General features: G+C 54.2%; 14 protein-coding genes, 1 tRNA gene, 1 pseudogene and 1 riboswitch. Of the genes and pseudogenes, 7 read left to right on the plus strand and 9 right to left on the minus strand.

Annotated elements, in window-relative coordinates:
- Positions 1 to 454 precede the first annotated feature (454 nt).
- Positions 455 to 2,203 (plus strand): stage II sporulation protein P, encoded by a 1,749-nt coding sequence (spoIIP, locus tag AC27IT_RS26820; RefSeq protein WP_026558176.1) that lies wholly within the window; start codon positions 455 to 457, stop codon positions 2,201 to 2,203.
- 362 nt (positions 2,204 to 2,565) lie between these two features.
- Entirely contained in the window at positions 2,566 to 3,444 is an 879-nt protein-coding gene (locus AC27IT_RS26825; protein ID WP_487092220.1) for a pentapeptide repeat-containing protein, read from the plus strand.
- Positions 3,445 to 3,650: 206 nt separating this feature from the next.
- Here AC27IT_RS26825 and AC27IT_RS26830 read toward each other — a convergent pair whose 3' ends face one another.
- The 7 genes and pseudogenes from AC27IT_RS26830 to queC form a co-directional block, all read right to left on the minus strand.
- A complete protein-coding gene (locus tag AC27IT_RS26830; protein WP_487092221.1) occupies positions 3,651 to 4,421 on the minus strand; it encodes an ANT(4')-I family aminoglycoside nucleotidyltransferase in 771 nt (256 codons plus the stop codon).
- Positions 4,422 to 4,642: 221 nt separating this feature from the next.
- A complete protein-coding gene (locus AC27IT_RS26835; RefSeq protein ID WP_005830393.1) occupies positions 4,643 to 5,056 on the minus strand; it encodes a DUF6173 family protein in 414 nt (137 codons plus the stop codon).
- A 354-nt stretch (positions 5,057 to 5,410) separates the two neighbouring features.
- Positions 5,411 to 5,879 (minus strand): annotated as a pseudogene (locus AC27IT_RS26840) (DinB family protein).
- 197 nt (positions 5,880 to 6,076) lie between these two features.
- Entirely contained in the window at positions 6,077 to 6,571 is a 495-nt protein-coding gene (queF, locus tag AC27IT_RS26845; RefSeq protein ID WP_007784349.1) for a preQ(1) synthase, read from the minus strand.
- Positions 6,572 to 6,643: 72 nt separating this feature from the next.
- Positions 6,644 to 7,366: a 7-carboxy-7-deazaguanine synthase QueE gene (gene queE / locus AC27IT_RS26850; RefSeq protein WP_338136541.1), complete on the minus strand. Its 723-nt coding sequence runs from the start codon at positions 7,364 to 7,366 to the stop codon at positions 6,644 to 6,646.
- On the minus strand, positions 7,363 to 7,851 hold the full coding sequence (gene queD, locus AC27IT_RS26855; protein WP_026558180.1) for a 6-carboxytetrahydropterin synthase QueD: 489 nt from the start codon (positions 7,849 to 7,851) through the stop codon (positions 7,363 to 7,365). The genes queE and queD overlap by 4 nt, the downstream gene beginning before the upstream one ends.
- The gene (gene queC / locus AC27IT_RS26860; protein WP_005830383.1) at positions 7,851 to 8,519 is read right to left on the minus strand and encodes a 7-cyano-7-deazaguanine synthase QueC; all 669 of its coding nucleotides are present in this window, start codon (positions 8,517 to 8,519) and stop codon (positions 7,851 to 7,853) included. The genes queD and queC overlap by 1 nt, the downstream gene beginning before the upstream one ends.
- A 96-nt stretch (positions 8,520 to 8,615) precedes the next feature.
- Positions 8,616 to 8,659, minus strand: a riboswitch (PreQ1 riboswitch).
- A gap of 285 nt (positions 8,660 to 8,944) precedes the next feature.
- On the opposite strand from queC, the gene AC27IT_RS26865 reads away from it, so the two are divergent.
- Entirely contained in the window at positions 8,945 to 9,952 is a 1,008-nt protein-coding gene (locus AC27IT_RS26865; protein WP_026558182.1) for an asparaginase, read from the plus strand.
- Positions 9,953 to 10,031: 79 nt separating this feature from the next.
- Positions 10,032 to 10,727, plus strand: coding sequence for a copper homeostasis protein CutC (locus AC27IT_RS26870; RefSeq protein ID WP_025848234.1), 696 nt, complete (start codon positions 10,032 to 10,034; stop codon positions 10,725 to 10,727).
- A 36-nt stretch (positions 10,728 to 10,763) separates the two neighbouring features.
- Here the strand turns inward: AC27IT_RS26870 and AC27IT_RS26875 are convergent, their stop codons facing one another.
- Positions 10,764 to 11,876, minus strand: coding sequence for a GerAB/ArcD/ProY family transporter (locus AC27IT_RS26875; RefSeq protein WP_025848236.1), 1,113 nt, complete (start codon positions 11,874 to 11,876; stop codon positions 10,764 to 10,766).
- Positions 11,877 to 12,053: 177 nt separating this feature from the next.
- On the opposite strand from AC27IT_RS26875, the gene AC27IT_RS26880 reads away from it, so the two are divergent.
- Complete coding sequence (locus AC27IT_RS26880; protein WP_005830375.1) at positions 12,054 to 12,854, plus strand: serine hydrolase; 801 nt, start codon at positions 12,054 to 12,056, stop codon at positions 12,852 to 12,854.
- Positions 12,855 to 13,047: 193 nt separating this feature from the next.
- Here the strand turns inward: AC27IT_RS26880 and AC27IT_RS26885 are convergent, their stop codons facing one another.
- Positions 13,048 to 13,344, minus strand: coding sequence for a transcriptional repressor (locus AC27IT_RS26885; protein ID WP_025848240.1), 297 nt, complete (start codon positions 13,342 to 13,344; stop codon positions 13,048 to 13,050).
- 304 nt (positions 13,345 to 13,648) lie between these two features.
- Between AC27IT_RS26885 and AC27IT_RS26890 the strand changes: the two genes are divergently transcribed.
- A complete protein-coding gene (locus tag AC27IT_RS26890) occupies positions 13,649 to 14,518 on the plus strand; it encodes a YitT family protein (protein WP_487092222.1) in 870 nt (289 codons plus the stop codon).
- A 205-nt stretch (positions 14,519 to 14,723) separates the two neighbouring features.
- A tRNA-Thr gene (locus tag AC27IT_RS26895) sits at positions 14,724 to 14,799 on the plus strand.
- Positions 14,800 to 15,025 lie beyond the last annotated feature (226 nt).

Consider the following 15,025-nt stretch of genomic DNA (forward strand, 5'->3'; position numbering starts at 1 on the left):
CAATGAGATGCCCTCATCTTGAAGGCTGTTCAAAACAGAAATGGACTGCGAACGCTTAGTCATTCAAGAATCCCACCCGTACACCGCAAGGTGGAAGGCTTGCGGCTTTAGCCGTGGGAGTCTCAAGGGAGAAGTGTGTCCAAAAACGGATATAGCGACTGGGACCCTGTGAGATAATCGGTTTTTTCGAGCGAGACAGCGGAAAAAACGCCACAGGCCGCGCCCTTGTGGTGTTTTTTTGTGTGCAAAAATGTTGGAATGGCGCGAGTGCTTTGGCTATGCGAAGCGCGAGGGAGCCTTGTGCTCACTGACGAGCGGCTTTTATTCTGTGCCTTTTTGACAGGAAAAGATGTCGGAAGATGAAGGAAAATGCTGGCGAGTCGCGAATTTTTAACGAATAGGCTGGATTTTCCAATCTTGCTGACGATCTCTATACAAAAGGGGAAAGAGAATCTTGCTTGCACGCGTAAAAAACAGCGTTATCGCTGCCTGCTGCCTGATTTTTCTGCTGCCGGCTTCCTTCGCGGAAGCAGCCACACATGTCGAGGTAACAGTCGATCAGTTGAATATTCGCAGTACACCCGGAACAACCTCCCAGATTGTCGGCACGATTTCGAAAGCGACACGGCTGCCGATCGTGCAGGGACAAAAAGATTGGACGCAAGTCAGGCTCAGCAACGGCAAGACAGGCTGGGTCAACAACAAGTACGTCAAAATGCTTGAGATTCCTCAACTGAAATACGTCAAGAGCAACGTGGATATGTTGAACGTGCGGGCAGAGCCAAATGCCACTTCGCAAATCTTGCAAGTCATCGACAAGAACGGAGTTTTCCTGCAAGTGAAAAAACAAGGCGAGTGGGCGCAGATCAAGCTGTCCAACACAACAAGCGGCTGGGTCAACGCACGCTTTTTGGTGGAAACGACGGCGCCACAGCCCGCTCCAGCTCCAGCTCCTGCGCCAGCCCCAACGCCAGTACCGACTCCCGCCCCCGCGCCAGTTCCGCAGCCGACTCCCGTTCCGACCGTGCCGGAAATGCCGATCGAGCTGGGCGCAGGCTCGCTCGTCCTGAACGAGAGCTACGAGGTGTACGCCGCTCCCGACTTTTTGGGCACTGTGATCGGACAGGTCAATGGCGGCTCGACGATTACCCATTACGGCTATGCGGACGGCTGGTACACGATTGACTACTACGGCACGTACGCCTATATTTTCAAGCCAATCGTCCCGGATGAGACAGGCCAGGTGACGACACCGCCCGTCGCGGCGAATCCGGTGCAGCCTGCACCTGCTCCCGCAGAAGAGTCGATTCGCGTCAGAAACGCCGATACCAATCTGCGCAGCGGTCCCGGCACGAACTACCCTGTGGTGGGCAACGTGCAGCCCGGCCAGACTTTCCCGATTGTGCAAATCGTGGGAGACTGGTACGTCATCCGCATGCCTGACAACTCGCTCGCCTACATCGCAGGCTGGATCGTCGACCGCATCCCTGCGGCGGGCAACCTGTCGCCAGTCGGTGCAGGGACACCAGGCGTCGGCTATAACCAGGGCATGATCGGCAATGAAACCGTCTATATTTACCACACGCACAACCGCGAGTCGTGGCGCAACGTCGCGCGCAACACCCAGGGCAGCTCCGTCGACGACCCTGAAATCAACATTACGCTGGTCGGCAAGCGGCTGGGGGAAATTTTGCAAGCAAAAGGCATCCCGGCGATGGTCAACCAGGATGACTTCGCCCAGAAGCTGGCCGAGCAGAAGAAAAGCTATGCGATGTCGTACACTGAGTCGTACAAGGCGGTGGCGGCAGCGGCGACGACCAGTCCGAACCTGAAGTACATTTTCGACATCCACCGCGACAGCGACGAGCCGCGCAGCAAGGTGGCAATCACGATCAACGGCAAGACGTACTCGCGCATTTTGTTCGTGATCGGCACAGCCAACCCGGGTTATCTGGAAAACAAAAAGCTGGCCGACGCCCTGCATGCGCGCCTCGAGGCATATTATCCCGGCTTGTCGCGCGGCGTCATTTTGAAAGGGAAAAACGAAGGAAATGGCGTGTACAACCAGTCGATTTCTTCGGGCAGCCTGCTGCTGGAATTTGGCGGAACAAACAATACGCTGGAAGAATGCTACAATACGGCTGAGGCTTTTGCCGAGGTGTTCGTGCAGCACATGCTCGAATCGCAAATCGCCTTCAAGTAACGACAGACAGCCCGTTCCGTGTCGCTCGCAGCGCAAAGCGGATCGGGCTTTTGCGTGCGAAAGCGCATAGCGAGACGATGAACGAAGCGAAAAGCAAAGACGTGTGCGCCAGGGTGTGGAGGCTTTTGCCAATTGGCTTGGGCCTTGGTTTTGCGCGCATCCAAGTTTTCGTACTGCTGGCGGACGGCTTGTTTTGAGGCGAACACCAGTGCATGGGCGAGACAATGCCGCCGCACCGCGCGCTCGGAGTTGCACGCGGTGCGAAAAGAAACAGGAATGACTTTGGCAAGCAGCCAGGCTTCATCGGGTGCTCATCGCCTTTACGCCAATAGGAAAAAAGAGAATTTGTCAGGAGGGCATACATGACTGCTCATCAAGAACAAGGCGAGTCGTGCCTGGGGAGGTTGCGCCATGACTTGCGCGGGGACTGCGAAAAATGCTTCGGGTTGTGCTGTGTGGCGCTGCCTTTTGCCGCTTCCTCCGACTTTGCCGCAACCAAGGACAAAGGCACCCCCTGTCGCAACTTGCAGGACGATTTTCGCTGCGCGGTTCACCAGAGCTTGCGCCAGCTCGGCTTTCGCGGCTGTACCGTGTACGATTGCTTTGGCGCAGGGCAAAAGGTTTCACAGGAAACGTACGCCGGACGCGACTGGCGGCAGGCGCCGGATCTGGCCAAGCAAATGTACGAGGTGTTTCCGCTCATGTGGCAACTGCATGAGCTGCTCTGGTATTTGACCGAAGCGTCGACTTTGCAGCCAGCCCGTCCGCTGCACGCAAAGATCAAGCGCGTCCTGCGCGAGACGGAGAACTTTACGGAGCTGGCCCCGGAAGCGCTGTTGCAAGTGGATGTTGCCGCTCAGCGGGCAAAAGTGGGCGAACTGCTGCGGCAGGTGAGCGAGCTCGTCCGGACAGAAGCCTGTCGCCAGCAAAAAGGGGGGCGGGGAAAAGCGAAACATGTTGGCCGGGGCGCTGATCTCATGGGGGCGAAGCTCAGAGGCGCCGACCTCAGGGGAGCCAATTTGCGCGGAGCGTATCTCATCGCGGCTGATCTGCGCGGAGCGAACCTCAGGTGGGCCGACCTGATCGGCGCAGATTTCCGCGATACCGATCTGCGCGGGGCCGATTTGACCGACAGCCTGTTTCTCACTCAGGCACAGCTCAACGCGGCAAAGGGAGACGCCTCCACGAAAATACCCCCGTCGTTTACGCGCCCGCCGCATTGGGCTGGCTCTTCGGCCTAGCAGCGGCCGGGGTTGTCGGTCTAATAGCGGCCGGGCTTGTCGGCCTAGTAGCCGCCGGGCTTGTCGGCCTAGCAATCGCCGGGCTTGTCCGCTTGACATCCGTCAGCCAGCGAAAACGAAACGAAAAACCCCGCGTGATAGCGGGGCTTTTGCGCTTTTGCCGACAGGGCAGACCTCTCGCCAAAAGAGGTCTTTTTCCGATCGGATTAAAAAGGAATGCGCTTCGTATGAATCACATAATGGTGCTTGGCTGCCCAGACGTGCAGTCCGCTCCAAAACTGCTCGCACGCCGCGACGATTTTTGCCGGATCAGCCAACTCGCCCGACATCACCAGCTTTGCCACTTGCTCGTAGCCATCCGGTCGGTCCGTCAGCAGGAGCGACTCCGGCAACACCTGGGCGCCTGTCGAATAGCAGGTGCGATGGTGCAGCCCGAGCAGCATCGCTCCGTATTGGGCAAACTGCATGGCTAGATAGGGCAAGTAGGTGTGCGGGCCGTTCAGGTGGGCATTGCGCAGCTTGCCGATAAACTCGTACATTTCCCCGACGAGCACGCCGTTGATCGCCTCTGTGAACGCTTCCTGGGTAGGCGATTGCGCCGCCTTTTTCAGCGCGGGAAAAAAGTCCTTTGGATCGTACAGAGCGAGCGGAGCAAAAAACGCGCCGTGCGACAGCGGCCAGCCTTCGTCAACCGTGGCGGCCATGTGCAAAAGCACGTTGGCGCTCAGCACGTTCACTTCGGCCTTCCATGGCCCGGCTGACCATTCATGGCTGAAATCGACGTCTTCGTCCGAATCCTCCAGCACGCAAAACATTTCGATATCGGAAAAAGGGCCGTCTGTCCCGCGGGCAACCGAGCCGTAGACGCCGAGCGCCAAAATTTTCGCGCCGTACACCTCATGCAGCCTGGCGGCGATTTCCTGGCACGTTTGCAGTCGCTCGTTGCGCGTTATGTTTACAGGTCCATTCATGTTCATTTGTACACATCTCCCTTTGCAGTGGTTGGTGGGTGAGTGGTCAAACGGACAGGAACGGAGGGCCACGGGATTAACGGGGGACGTGTTTTGGATGCATGAATAGGCTCCTCCTCGTAATGTGTTGGGGGTTCGGTTTCTCATTTCTTTCAGTTTAGCGAGTTTTCCGCTTCTTTACCATCCGTTTTATATGGCCTTGATTCAGACAAAAAAAGAAGACGCTGTCACACGTCTTCTTTTTCATCTTCTTCTGGGGCCTTGAACCCAATTCGCTTGGGAGGATTAGCTGGATCGGCTTTTTTGACGGCCATTAACAAAAAGCTGATTTGCGTAACATGCTGGATCAGCTCCACCGGCGCGCCGGTCTCTGTCGTTCCGAAGAAGCGGATCAGGCTCGGATTGTAGTAGCCGATCCCTTCGACGCGCAGTGTGACGTTTTGTCCAAACGAGACTAGCCGCATCCCGACCTCGTGCTGTTCATCCAGCGCAAGCTCAAATTCCGCAATCATCTGGATCAATCGCTTGTGAAACTCGCTCGCGAGGTTTTGATCCGGCTGCACTTCGAATACCGGAAGCTCATTGTCTTTCAGTTTTACTGCCTGTGGGGATGTTGGTAAGCTGTATTCGTTGACTGCCATGGCCATACCCCTTTTTCAGATAATTATAAACTATGAAAAAGCTTTGAAAAAGGGGGAAGTGGGTACGGGAAGAGGCATAAGTGCCAATCCCCTCCTGCGGATTAATCCGGGGAGGGGATTGGCACTTGGACCAAAGCAGACAAAGATTACAACGCCTGCGCTCTTGTCTTGGAAGGATTTATAAGGAGACGCAAAAAATATCGTTTCATGTTGGCAGATCGTTCGCACAAAATACAAACGAACGTTCTTGTTTTGGGGCAAACAGCAAAAAAGAGCGGCAATCAGGATTGAGAAAGACGTCCTGGAATGCCGCTTGTGTTCGTTCATTTATTCAACGATTGGCTTCTTCGTCAGTTACACCTTATCCTCGCGAAATGCCTGCTTTACCCGCGCAATTTGGGCGAGGTGGTCGCGGACATGCTGGACGCGATATTCCAGCAGCTCTTTGAACGTGAACCGCGCTCCATCGGGATATTGCCCGACCCGCTCAAGCTGCGCGGAAGTCAGATTTTCCAGAAGCGGCAGCATGCTGGCCCGCAGCATTTGAACAGGAGCATGTGCTGCTCGCGGTCCAACCGCTCATAGCCAAGGTGATCCACCCAAGCTTCCTGATTAAACGATAGCAGAAGCATTCTTCCTCCGCCAACACTTTTCTCAGCCGATGCGTAGACAAAATCTCGGAATCTGTTACATGAATCAGAATCTGGTGGATGCTCCATTTGTCCGGTGCAGGCTGGAAACGCAGCTCTTCCTCAGACAATCCTTCTACGGCTTCTCGCAACGGCTCACAGCCTTGGCGGTACTCTTCGATCAACTTTTCCATTCGATCCTCTCCCTTTTGCATCATGCATGTGGCTGGCCATGATTGATAGTATTATTCTTCGGTAAAGAACAAGTACCTTCCCGGCTTTTATCCATAGTCAGTCTTCCAAAAGTGATTGCTTCAGAAAATCGCTACATCTGCAAACAAGAAAAAACCCTTATAAAATAAGGGTTTTCGCATAGGTACTTACATACCTTTTACCGATTATCCACCTTCTCCGGATACATATCATGATTCATCAGCCGATAGCTCGCCATCTCCTCATACTTCGTCCCTGGACGGCCGTAGTTGCAGTACGGGTCGATCGAGATGCCGCCGCGCGGAGTGAATTTGCCCCACACCTCGATATATTTCGGGTCCATCAGCTTAATCAGGTCGTTCATGATGATGTTCACGCAGTCCTCGTGGAAATCGCCATGGTTGCGGAAGCTGAACAGGTACAGCTTCAGCGACTTGCTCTCGACCATTTTGATGTCCGGGATGTAGCTGATGTAGATGGTGGCAAAATCCGGCTGTCCGGTAATCGGGCACAGGCTGGTGAATTCCGGACAGTTGAATTTGACGAAGTAATCGCGGTACGGGTGCTTGTTGTCAAAAGACTCCAGCACGCTCGGATCGTAGGAATAGCTGTAAGTCGTTCCCTGGTTGCCCAAAAGGGTGAGGGAAGACAGATCGCGTTGTTGTTCGCTCATGGATGTTTCCTCCTCGTTTCGGTTTCTCTGCTTCTGGCTTTTCCTTTTATCTACACGCTTACGCGTACATGTCTACACGCCGCGCTTGTTTCCCCAGACCAGCGCGTGGAGCTGCGGGAGCACCTTGGCGTCGTTCAAATCGGGGGCGGCCATCGCCTGGTCGATCAGCCATTCAAAGCTTTCCAATAGCTTTTCTCTCAGTTCCTGCGTGTCTGCGCTGACGAGATCGCTATTTCCCGGCTGGAGGAAAAAAGGAACCGCCGGATACCGCCGATGAATGTCGCGCGCATAGGCGAAGTCGGCGTCGTCAAACACGACGACCTTTAGGTTCAGCCCCGGATGCTTTTGCTCAAGCAAAGCGTGGACGATGCGGTCGAGCACGGCGTAGTCGGTGTTCATGCCGGAGCTTGGCGGCTTCGGCGAAATGGTGATGTCGTCGATCAGGGGCAGCCATTCCTGCCAGCGGCTTCCTTGCGTTTCCAGCGCCGTGCGAATGCCGCGTTCCTTTAAAAACGAGACAAGCTCGCCCATGCCTGCGAGCAGCGCCGGGTTGCCGCCGGAGATCGTGACGTGGGAAAAACGGTTCTTCCCCAGACGCTCCAGCTCCGCCCAAATTTGCTCCGGCGTCATCTGCCTGATTTCATCCCGCGCCGAGCCGTCCCAGGTAAAGGCGGAGTCGCACCAGCTACAACGGTAGTCGCAGCCTGCCGTGCGGACGAACATCGTCTTTTGGCCGATGACCATGCCTTCCCCCTGAATCGTCGGGCCGAAAATTTCCAGAACGGGAATGCTCACTCCATCATCCACTCCCGTCTCGCCTCGGCATAGCTTGTCGGCGTTTCAAACAGGCGGACAAATTCGACGCGAGCGCCGCGGTAGCGGTCGCGATAGGCGTCAGACTGGAGCTGCTCTTCCATTTGTTCAAACAGCCAGACCACCATGTTTTCAGCGGTCGTATTCATCGGAGGCAGCATTTCGTTCAGGTAGCGGTGGTCGAGGTAGATTTCGATATGCTCCTTCCAGATTTGCTTAATGTCGCCAAAGTCGATGACGAGCCCGATTTCATCCGGGTAGCCGCTGATCCCGAACACGACGTGGTACGTGTGGCCGTGCAAGTTTTTGCATTTGCCTTCGTAGGCGTGCAGATGGTGCGCGGCGTCAAACGTAAACTCTTTGCTCACCAGCACGCGTTTGTTATGGTAACGCAGTTGCGATTTTTGAATATGGGTGCCCAGTGCCTGCATGCGGTCGACGATGCGAAAGTCAAAGTTGGCGCTCATCAGGCGTGTGCTCCTTGTTCATTTTTTTCGGAAAGATACGCGTCCAGTCCGGCTTTGCGCAGGCGGCAGGCAGGGCATTCGCCGCAGCCGTCGCCTTTGATGCCGTTGTAGCAGGTGAGGGTTTTCTCGCGAATATAGGTGAAGGCACCCAGTTCATCGGCCAGCTTCCACGTTTGTGCCTTGTCGAGCCACATGAGCGGCGTATGGATCACAAACGGATAGTCCATCGACAGGTTGAGCGTCACATTGAGCGATTTGATAAATGCGTCGCGGCAGTCGGGATAGCCGCTGAAATCCGTTTCGCAAACGCCCGTGACCAGATGCCGCGCTCCTTTTTGCTTGGCAAACACGCCGGCAAAAGACAGGAACAGCAAATTGCGCCCGTCGACAAACGTAGAAGGCAACTGGCCTTCCTCCTGGGTGATGTCGATGTCTGTGCGGGTTAGGGCATTGGGGGCGAGCTGGTTCAACAAGCTCATGTCCAATACGGTGTTGGCCACGCCCAACTCGCGGGCGATTTGCTGGGCGCATTCGATCTCCAGCTTGTGCCGTTGCCCGTAGTCAAACGTGATCGTTTCTACTTCGCCGAATTGCTGCTTGGCCCAGAACAGGCATGTAGTGCTGTCCTGACCTCCGCTGAACACAACGACGGCTTTTTCCTTTTTCATGCTCTCCATCTCCTTATTCGTAGTCATGGAAGAAAGAGAGTTCTTGAACCTGCTCCTGTAAAAAAACAAAACAATACCAAGGGATCGGTACTGTTGTCCACCTTAGTTTTTTATAGAGGGAGTTCGCGAACCTCTCCCGCGCAAGTCGCGCGGATTTCGTATGCAGTTGGGCGGCATGCTGTCGCCCTGAGCCATTATACTACAGATCGGCTCGTCATGGGAAACGGTGAGCGAAAAAACGATTGACGGAATATGGTGGTACTGCTAGTATTTTTTAATAACACCAATGGAGAAAATTTCCCATTATCCTCTGGTTCGAATTTATAATTACGCAGGTTCACTCCTGTTTTTTCAATTGTGATTCACGATATTATCCTGTCGATGGAATAATTAGCAAAAAGATTAGAGCGGAACGGGTGATTCAGATGCGAGAGGTCCCATTAGTGGAGGAGTATCGCGGCGGTATTTTGGAAAACGTTCATTCGGGCATGATCTGCGGGGTGGGCGAAGACGGACAGGTGATCTATGCGGCGGGAGATGTGGAGCACGTCGCTTTATTGCGCTCGGCGGCCAAGCCGTTTCAAGCGATTCCGGTAGCCAGACAAAACATTGCCGAAACATTCGGACTGACAAGTCGGGAGGCGGCGCTGTTTGCGGCTTCGCACCGCGGTGAGGTCTATCATCTGGAAGCTTTGGAGTCGATTTTGTCCAAAACAGGCATTCGGGAAGACGAGCTGCTTACGTGCCCGACGTACCCGTTAAATGAAGAACCGAAGTTTGCCTGCTTGTCCCAGGGCGTAGCGAAGCGCAGGCTGTTTCACAACTGCGCAGGAAAGCATCTGGGTTTTTTGGCGTTGTCCAAAGAGCGCGGCTTTTCGACCGACGATTACTACAAGCAGGAGCATCCGGCCCAGCAGGAGGCGCTCGCCGCTTTTGCGAGCCTGGCGGACTATCCGAAAGAGAAAATCCGCCTTGCCGTCGATGGCTGCGGCTTTCCTGTCTACGCCTTGCCGCTCAAGCATTTGGCGGTGGCGTACATGAAGCTCGCTTGCCCGGATCTGATCGCCGACCAGCCGACGCGGGAGGCTGTTCAGAAAATTACAGGCTGGATGACGGCCCATCCGGAAATGATCGCCAGCCATCGTTTCATTTGTACAGCGCTGTTGACCGATCCGAACATCATTGCCAAAGGCGGAGCGATGGGCGTATATGGCTTTGCGCTGAAAAAGGAGCGGATCAGCTTTTCGCTGAAGGTGCTGGACGGCTCTGAAGCAGTCTGGCCGCTCGTCATTGCCGGGATATTGGAACAGATTGCTTACAGCAACAAAGAAACGATCGCAAGACTGCACGCCCTGTCGTCAAAGGAAATCGCCAACGACAACCGACTGATCGTCGGGGAGAAACGGCCCGTTTTTGTACTGGAAAAACGGTGACCGCGCGCCGCGCTTGCGCCGGGGCGGAAACACTTCGTACAATGTCCGTAAATGTTTGCGGACGAAGGGAGAGTGCGACATGCTTGTGGAAGTAATTGCGACTTCGGTAGAGGATGCCAGACGCGCAGAGCAAGGAGGCGCAGATCGGCTGGAGCTGATTTCCGGCATTTTGGAGGGCGGCCTCACGCCGTGCTGGGGCTTGATTGAGGCGGTGGTCAAGGCGGTGTCCATCCCGGTCTATGTCATGGTGCGGCCGCACAGTCAATCTTTTTGCTATACCGCAGACGAGCTGCGCGTGATGAAGGAAGACGTGCGCGTCATTCGCGAGCTTGGGGCGGCAGGCGTTGTTTTTGGCATGCTGACGCCGGAAAAGCAGCTTGATCGGCACGGTCTGGAGCTGCTGCTTACGGAAGCGGACGGCTTGGCAGTGACCTTTCACCGGGCTTTTGACGAAGCAGCAGATCAACGGGAGGCGGCCCGCATTTTGTTGCAATACCCGCAGGTGCGCACGATTCTCACTTCAGGCGGAAAACGGACGGCCATAGAAGGCGCAAGCTGCATTGCCGAGCTGGTTCGGATGACAGCACAGACGCCGCTTGGTATTTTGGCAGGAAGCGGACTGTCAGAAGCGAACGCTCCCGAGCTCATCAGACAAACAGGCGTGAAAGCGGTGCACTTCGGCACTGCCGCCAGAGAAGACGGACAGGCTCTGCGCTACGTGGATGCCGAGCGGGTCGCCGCGATCAAGCGCGCTTGCCAGCTTGCAGAAAAATAAGCCCCTGCCTCTGTCCCAAGACACAAGCCGACGCCCTCACTTTTGCAGAGGTGTCGGCTTGTTTTGGATTCGCTTCCGTATGTAATAGCAGGCGACCAGTAGCAGCGGGTACAAGACCGCCACGGTGAAATCAAAGAGCGGCCAAAACGTATAAGCCTGCAGCAAAAACGTCTCGTTCGGCAAAAGGATGATCGCGCCGACGACAAATAACAGACAGGTCGGATAAGTAAGAAGCTTGTACTCTCGCAGCTTCAAAAGCTGCTGAATTCCCAGGCAAAAGCCGTACATGTACGTGACTACCTTGAAGTAGATCGAAACGAACCACATCAGCGCCATCATCGCCTCCTGTCGTTGAAAAAACTCCCCGACGTGCACCCGTTTCGCAAGCGAGTAGCTCGGAAAATTGTCCTGTGCCGTCATCGAAGGCCCGAGCACCAACAGCGTCAGCATGATGATTGCGATGAGGCAGATGCCGCCGTACGTCGCCCCGCGCAAGAAAGCAGGGGTAAGTTTTTGCGACGGATCAACAAAAGGGGTAATCATTAAAAAAATGATGAGTTCAGAAAACGGAAAGGCGATCACAGAAAAGGAGCCGCGAATGGCCGGGCCGATGCCGTTTTCCAAAACAGGCTGCAAGTTATGGATGGAAAACTGCGGCGTCAGCAAGAAGAAAAAGGAGAGAAAGGTAAAGACGAACCAGACATAAAAAATTTCGCTGGTGCGGGCGAACGTCTCCAACCCAAGGCGCGCACCAAAGAGAGCGCTCGCCACGAGCAAAAAGATGACGGCAACGCTTGGCGTTTCTTTTAAAATTTGCGAGGTCATGAAATCGCCAATGGCCCGCACGTAGACAGAGCCGTTAATCAGCACTGTGAACAGAAACAAAATGGACAGGCAGGTGCCGAGCCAGCGGCCGAAAATGAGCATGTTTTTCCCGATCAGCGTATGCTCCCGGTAGAGGTGGCTGATGATGCAGTAAAGGTAGACGATAGCCAGACCTATCAGCACGCCGATGATCCCAGACAGCCAACCGTCGTATTTGGCTTCTTTCGCTACGGCTGCGGGCAGGATCAGGATGGAATCGCCAATCGTAATCAGCGTAACGAGAATGGTGAATTGACGAATGCCGATCGTTCCGGGCTTTTGCATGTGGCTTCACCTACAGTACGTTTATCCCCCTATTATTTCCAAAGGACGGCAAAGCCAAAACATCCTGCAGCGGTCGGTCGTAGTCATGGTCATCCAAAACTTGTAACAGTAGTTTTTTGAATTGTATGATAATAGACAGGCGGTTGAGGCGGACTTTTACAGGAGGGATCAGGAGCGGTGGATTTGGAGAAAAGCTTGTCAGCGATCTTGCAGGAAGCGAAAGGGGCATGGGGCGTCGTGGTAAAAGAGCTGGCTGTGCAAAATGGCGCGTATTTTGCGCATCGGCCGGACGAGCTGTTTATTGCCGAAAGCGTCATCAAGGTTCCGATTATGGCAGCCGTCTATGCGGCCTGTGAGCAGGGAAAGGCTCGCATCGACGCACAGTTGGCGCTGCGCAAAGAGGATTTGGTGGGAGGATCGGGCTTTTTATATGCGCTTTCGCCAGGCTTGAAGCTGTCGATCCGCGACCTTGTGACCTTGATGATTATTCAGAGCGACAATACGGCGACGAACATGCTGATTGATCTAGTTGGAAAGGAACAGATTGACAGGACCATGCGCGAGCTGGGGATGGAGCGCAGCCGCTATTCCCGCAAGCTGATGATATACCCGCAGGACGTGACGGAAAACAACATGATTACCGCGGGCGATGTGGCGCGGATGCTGGAGCAGATCGCGTGCGGCGGCCGTTTTTCGCGGTGGGCAAGCGCCGATATGATCGCGATTATGCAGAAGCAGCAAGTTCTCCACGGCTTGCCGTCGCAGCTTCCGTCGCGCAGCGGGGAGGATGGACAAGCGGTCTGGGAGCTGGCGTGCAAATCGGGTTGGGATACGGGAAGACAGCATGACGTTGGCATTTTGTCCGTGCAGGGACGACAGTTTGCGATTGCCGCCTTGTCCCAGGATGTGAGGGCGGAAGCGGCGTTGCATACACTGGGCTTGCTGGGCAGAGCGGTCTACGACTTCGCCGTGGCTTGAGTGCTGGCGCCAGGGGCCGCCAGCTTGCCGTCCGCTTTTGCTGCCCAGCAAGAGGGCGGTTGGGCTTGTTGCGTGAAAAGTTGGCAGGCCCGCGGTGAATGCTTGCTGATCGTAACCCGGCTTTCTTTAATATAGAAAAGAAAATGCGAGGCGACAGACTGACCACTCGTCTGTCGCCTCGCTCGCTATTTTTCTACATGACTTCCTTCAATTCTGTTGAGTCCAAGTTCAGGAGCGGCTCGAAGCGGTTGGGAGAATCGCCGTTTACGTGCTCTTTGACGACGCCCATTTTCACGAGCAGGCGCAAGCTGGTATAGACGGTAGAGAGCGTGATGTTTGGCATTTCTTTTTTCAGGGCATGGTAAACGTCCTTGGCAGTGGGACGGTGATGAGACGTCAGCATATGGCGCAGGACAGCGCGTCTTTGAATGGTCAGGCGTTTTCCGAGATGCTTCACCTGGTTTGTGACACTGGCAATTTGTTCATCCATCACAGGTCACCTCTTTTTTGATAATTATTATTACTTGATTATAATTATCGTTTTGTTTTTCCAGGGAGTCAACCTCTTTTTTATGTAGATAAGAATTTATCAGATTCGTGCCAGGTTTCCGGTTTCAGGGCCACGCAGGTTCGGTTAATGGCTTGGCGCAGCATAGGCTGGTAGCGTGTATGTTTGCCAAGATTCCGCAAATCTTACATAAGAAAGGACAGCAAATGGGGGTTTTCTTTTCGACCAAAACATGGTAGTGTATGTGCGGATTTTGCTTACGTGAAAAAGTCAGGAGTGAAACCATGTGGCGCGAAAAAGACGAACAGCCGTCCAGTTGAACAGCCCGCAGAGAAAAGTGATGGAATATGGTATGCTGCTCCTCGGTTCACTGGTGCTTGCGACCAGCTTTAACCTTTTTCTCAACCCGAACCAGATTGCTTCCGGCGGCGTTTCCGGGCTGTCGACAATCTTGCACAACCTGTTTGGATTTTCCCCGGCGATTGTTCAATGGGCGTGCAATATTCCGTTGTTCCTCCTGGGACTGAAGTTGCTTGACCGGCAGTACAGCATGAAGGCGGCGGTTGGATCGGTCGTGTTGCCGTTTTGCGTGATGCTCACGAGTCATTTGCAGCCGCTGACTACCAATCCGTTGCTCGCGAGTATTTATGGAGGAATCGGAGTGGGCCTCGGCATTGGCATCGTTTTTCGGGGCAGAGGCTCGACCGGAGGGTTTGCGATTGCCTCGCAAATTTTGCACAAGTTTACGGGGATCAGCTTAGGGGCCTGCGTGGCGGTGTTTGACGGCTTGGTGATTTTGTTTGCCGGGATTGTGTTTGACCCGGAGAAAGCTTTGTATGCACTTATTGCGTTATTTGTCACCAGCAAGACGATTGATATTGTTCAAATGGGGTGGAATACCTCGAAGGTTGCTTATATCATCTCAAACGAAACAGATACGCTGCGCGAAACGATTTTGTATGACCTGGACAGGGGAGTTACCTTGCTGGATGGCTCGGGAGGATATACCGGCGATGCGCGCAAGGTGCTCATGGCCGTGGTTAGCCAGAGCGAAGTCAGCAAGCTGAAAATTATGGTGCGTTCAGTCGATCCTGACGCGTTTATCATTTTATGCCCGGCGAATGAGGTGCTTGGCGAAGGATTTCGCGTAGGCTGATCGCGCGGATTGCTTGGGCAGGCTGGAAGCAGGAAGAGCGGTGGGGTCAGATCCGCCGCTCTTTTTGCTAGCGACGGTACTATTTTTTTAAATTCTGATGAAAAAGTTTTAGGTTTTCTATTGCATTTAAAAAAGAGACATGCTATATTAAATCTCGTGAGCGGGACACACACGAAACGCTCGCGGCGAAAGATGAAAAGCATATGCCGGTGTAGCTCAATTGGTAGAGCACCTGACTTGTAATCAGGGGGTTGTGGGTTCGATTCCTATCGCCGGCACCACTACATATCACGAGTTTGGTTGAAGGCTGAAAAGCCAACAAGTACCGATAAGTGAATGTGGGTGAATGATTTTTTGCGCTTCGGCGCATTTTATGCTCTTTGAAAACTGAACAGCGAAAGCGTTGATGAGTCTATCATTAAATGATTTGCCAGCTTTGAACCAGTAACAAACTTTATTGGAGAGTTTGATCCTGGCTCAGGACGAACGCTGGCGGCGTGCCTAATA

The sequence above is a fragment of the Brevibacillus sp. YAE8 genome, assembly GCF_057543335.1.

Excerpts from the sequence above, each read along its gene's own strand:
- AC27IT_RS26825 (WP_487092220.1), top strand. The coding sequence starts at position 2,566 with ATGACTGCTCATCAAGAACAAGGCGAGTCGTGCCTGGGGAGGTTGCGC.
- AC27IT_RS26830 (WP_487092221.1), bottom strand. The coding sequence starts at position 4,421 with ATGAACATGAATGGACCTGTAAACATAACGCGCAACGAGCGACTGCAA.
- AC27IT_RS26835 (WP_005830393.1), bottom strand. The coding sequence starts at position 5,056 with ATGGCAGTCAACGAATACAGCTTACCAACATCCCCACAGGCAGTAAAA.
- queF (WP_007784349.1), bottom strand. The coding sequence starts at position 6,571 with ATGAGCGAACAACAACGCGATCTGTCTTCCCTCACCCTTTTGGGCAAC.
- queD (WP_026558180.1), bottom strand. The coding sequence starts at position 7,851 with ATGAGCGCCAACTTTGACTTTCGCATCGTCGACCGCATGCAGGCACTG.
- queC (WP_005830383.1), bottom strand. The coding sequence starts at position 8,519 with ATGAAAAAGGAAAAAGCCGTCGTTGTGTTCAGCGGAGGTCAGGACAGC.
- AC27IT_RS26865 (WP_026558182.1), top strand. The coding sequence starts at position 8,945 with ATGCGAGAGGTCCCATTAGTGGAGGAGTATCGCGGCGGTATTTTGGAA.
- AC27IT_RS26870 (WP_025848234.1), top strand. The coding sequence starts at position 10,032 with ATGCTTGTGGAAGTAATTGCGACTTCGGTAGAGGATGCCAGACGCGCA.
- AC27IT_RS26875 (WP_025848236.1), bottom strand. The coding sequence starts at position 11,876 with ATGCAAAAGCCCGGAACGATCGGCATTCGTCAATTCACCATTCTCGTT.
- AC27IT_RS26885 (WP_025848240.1), bottom strand. The coding sequence starts at position 13,344 with ATGGATGAACAAATTGCCAGTGTCACAAACCAGGTGAAGCATCTCGGA.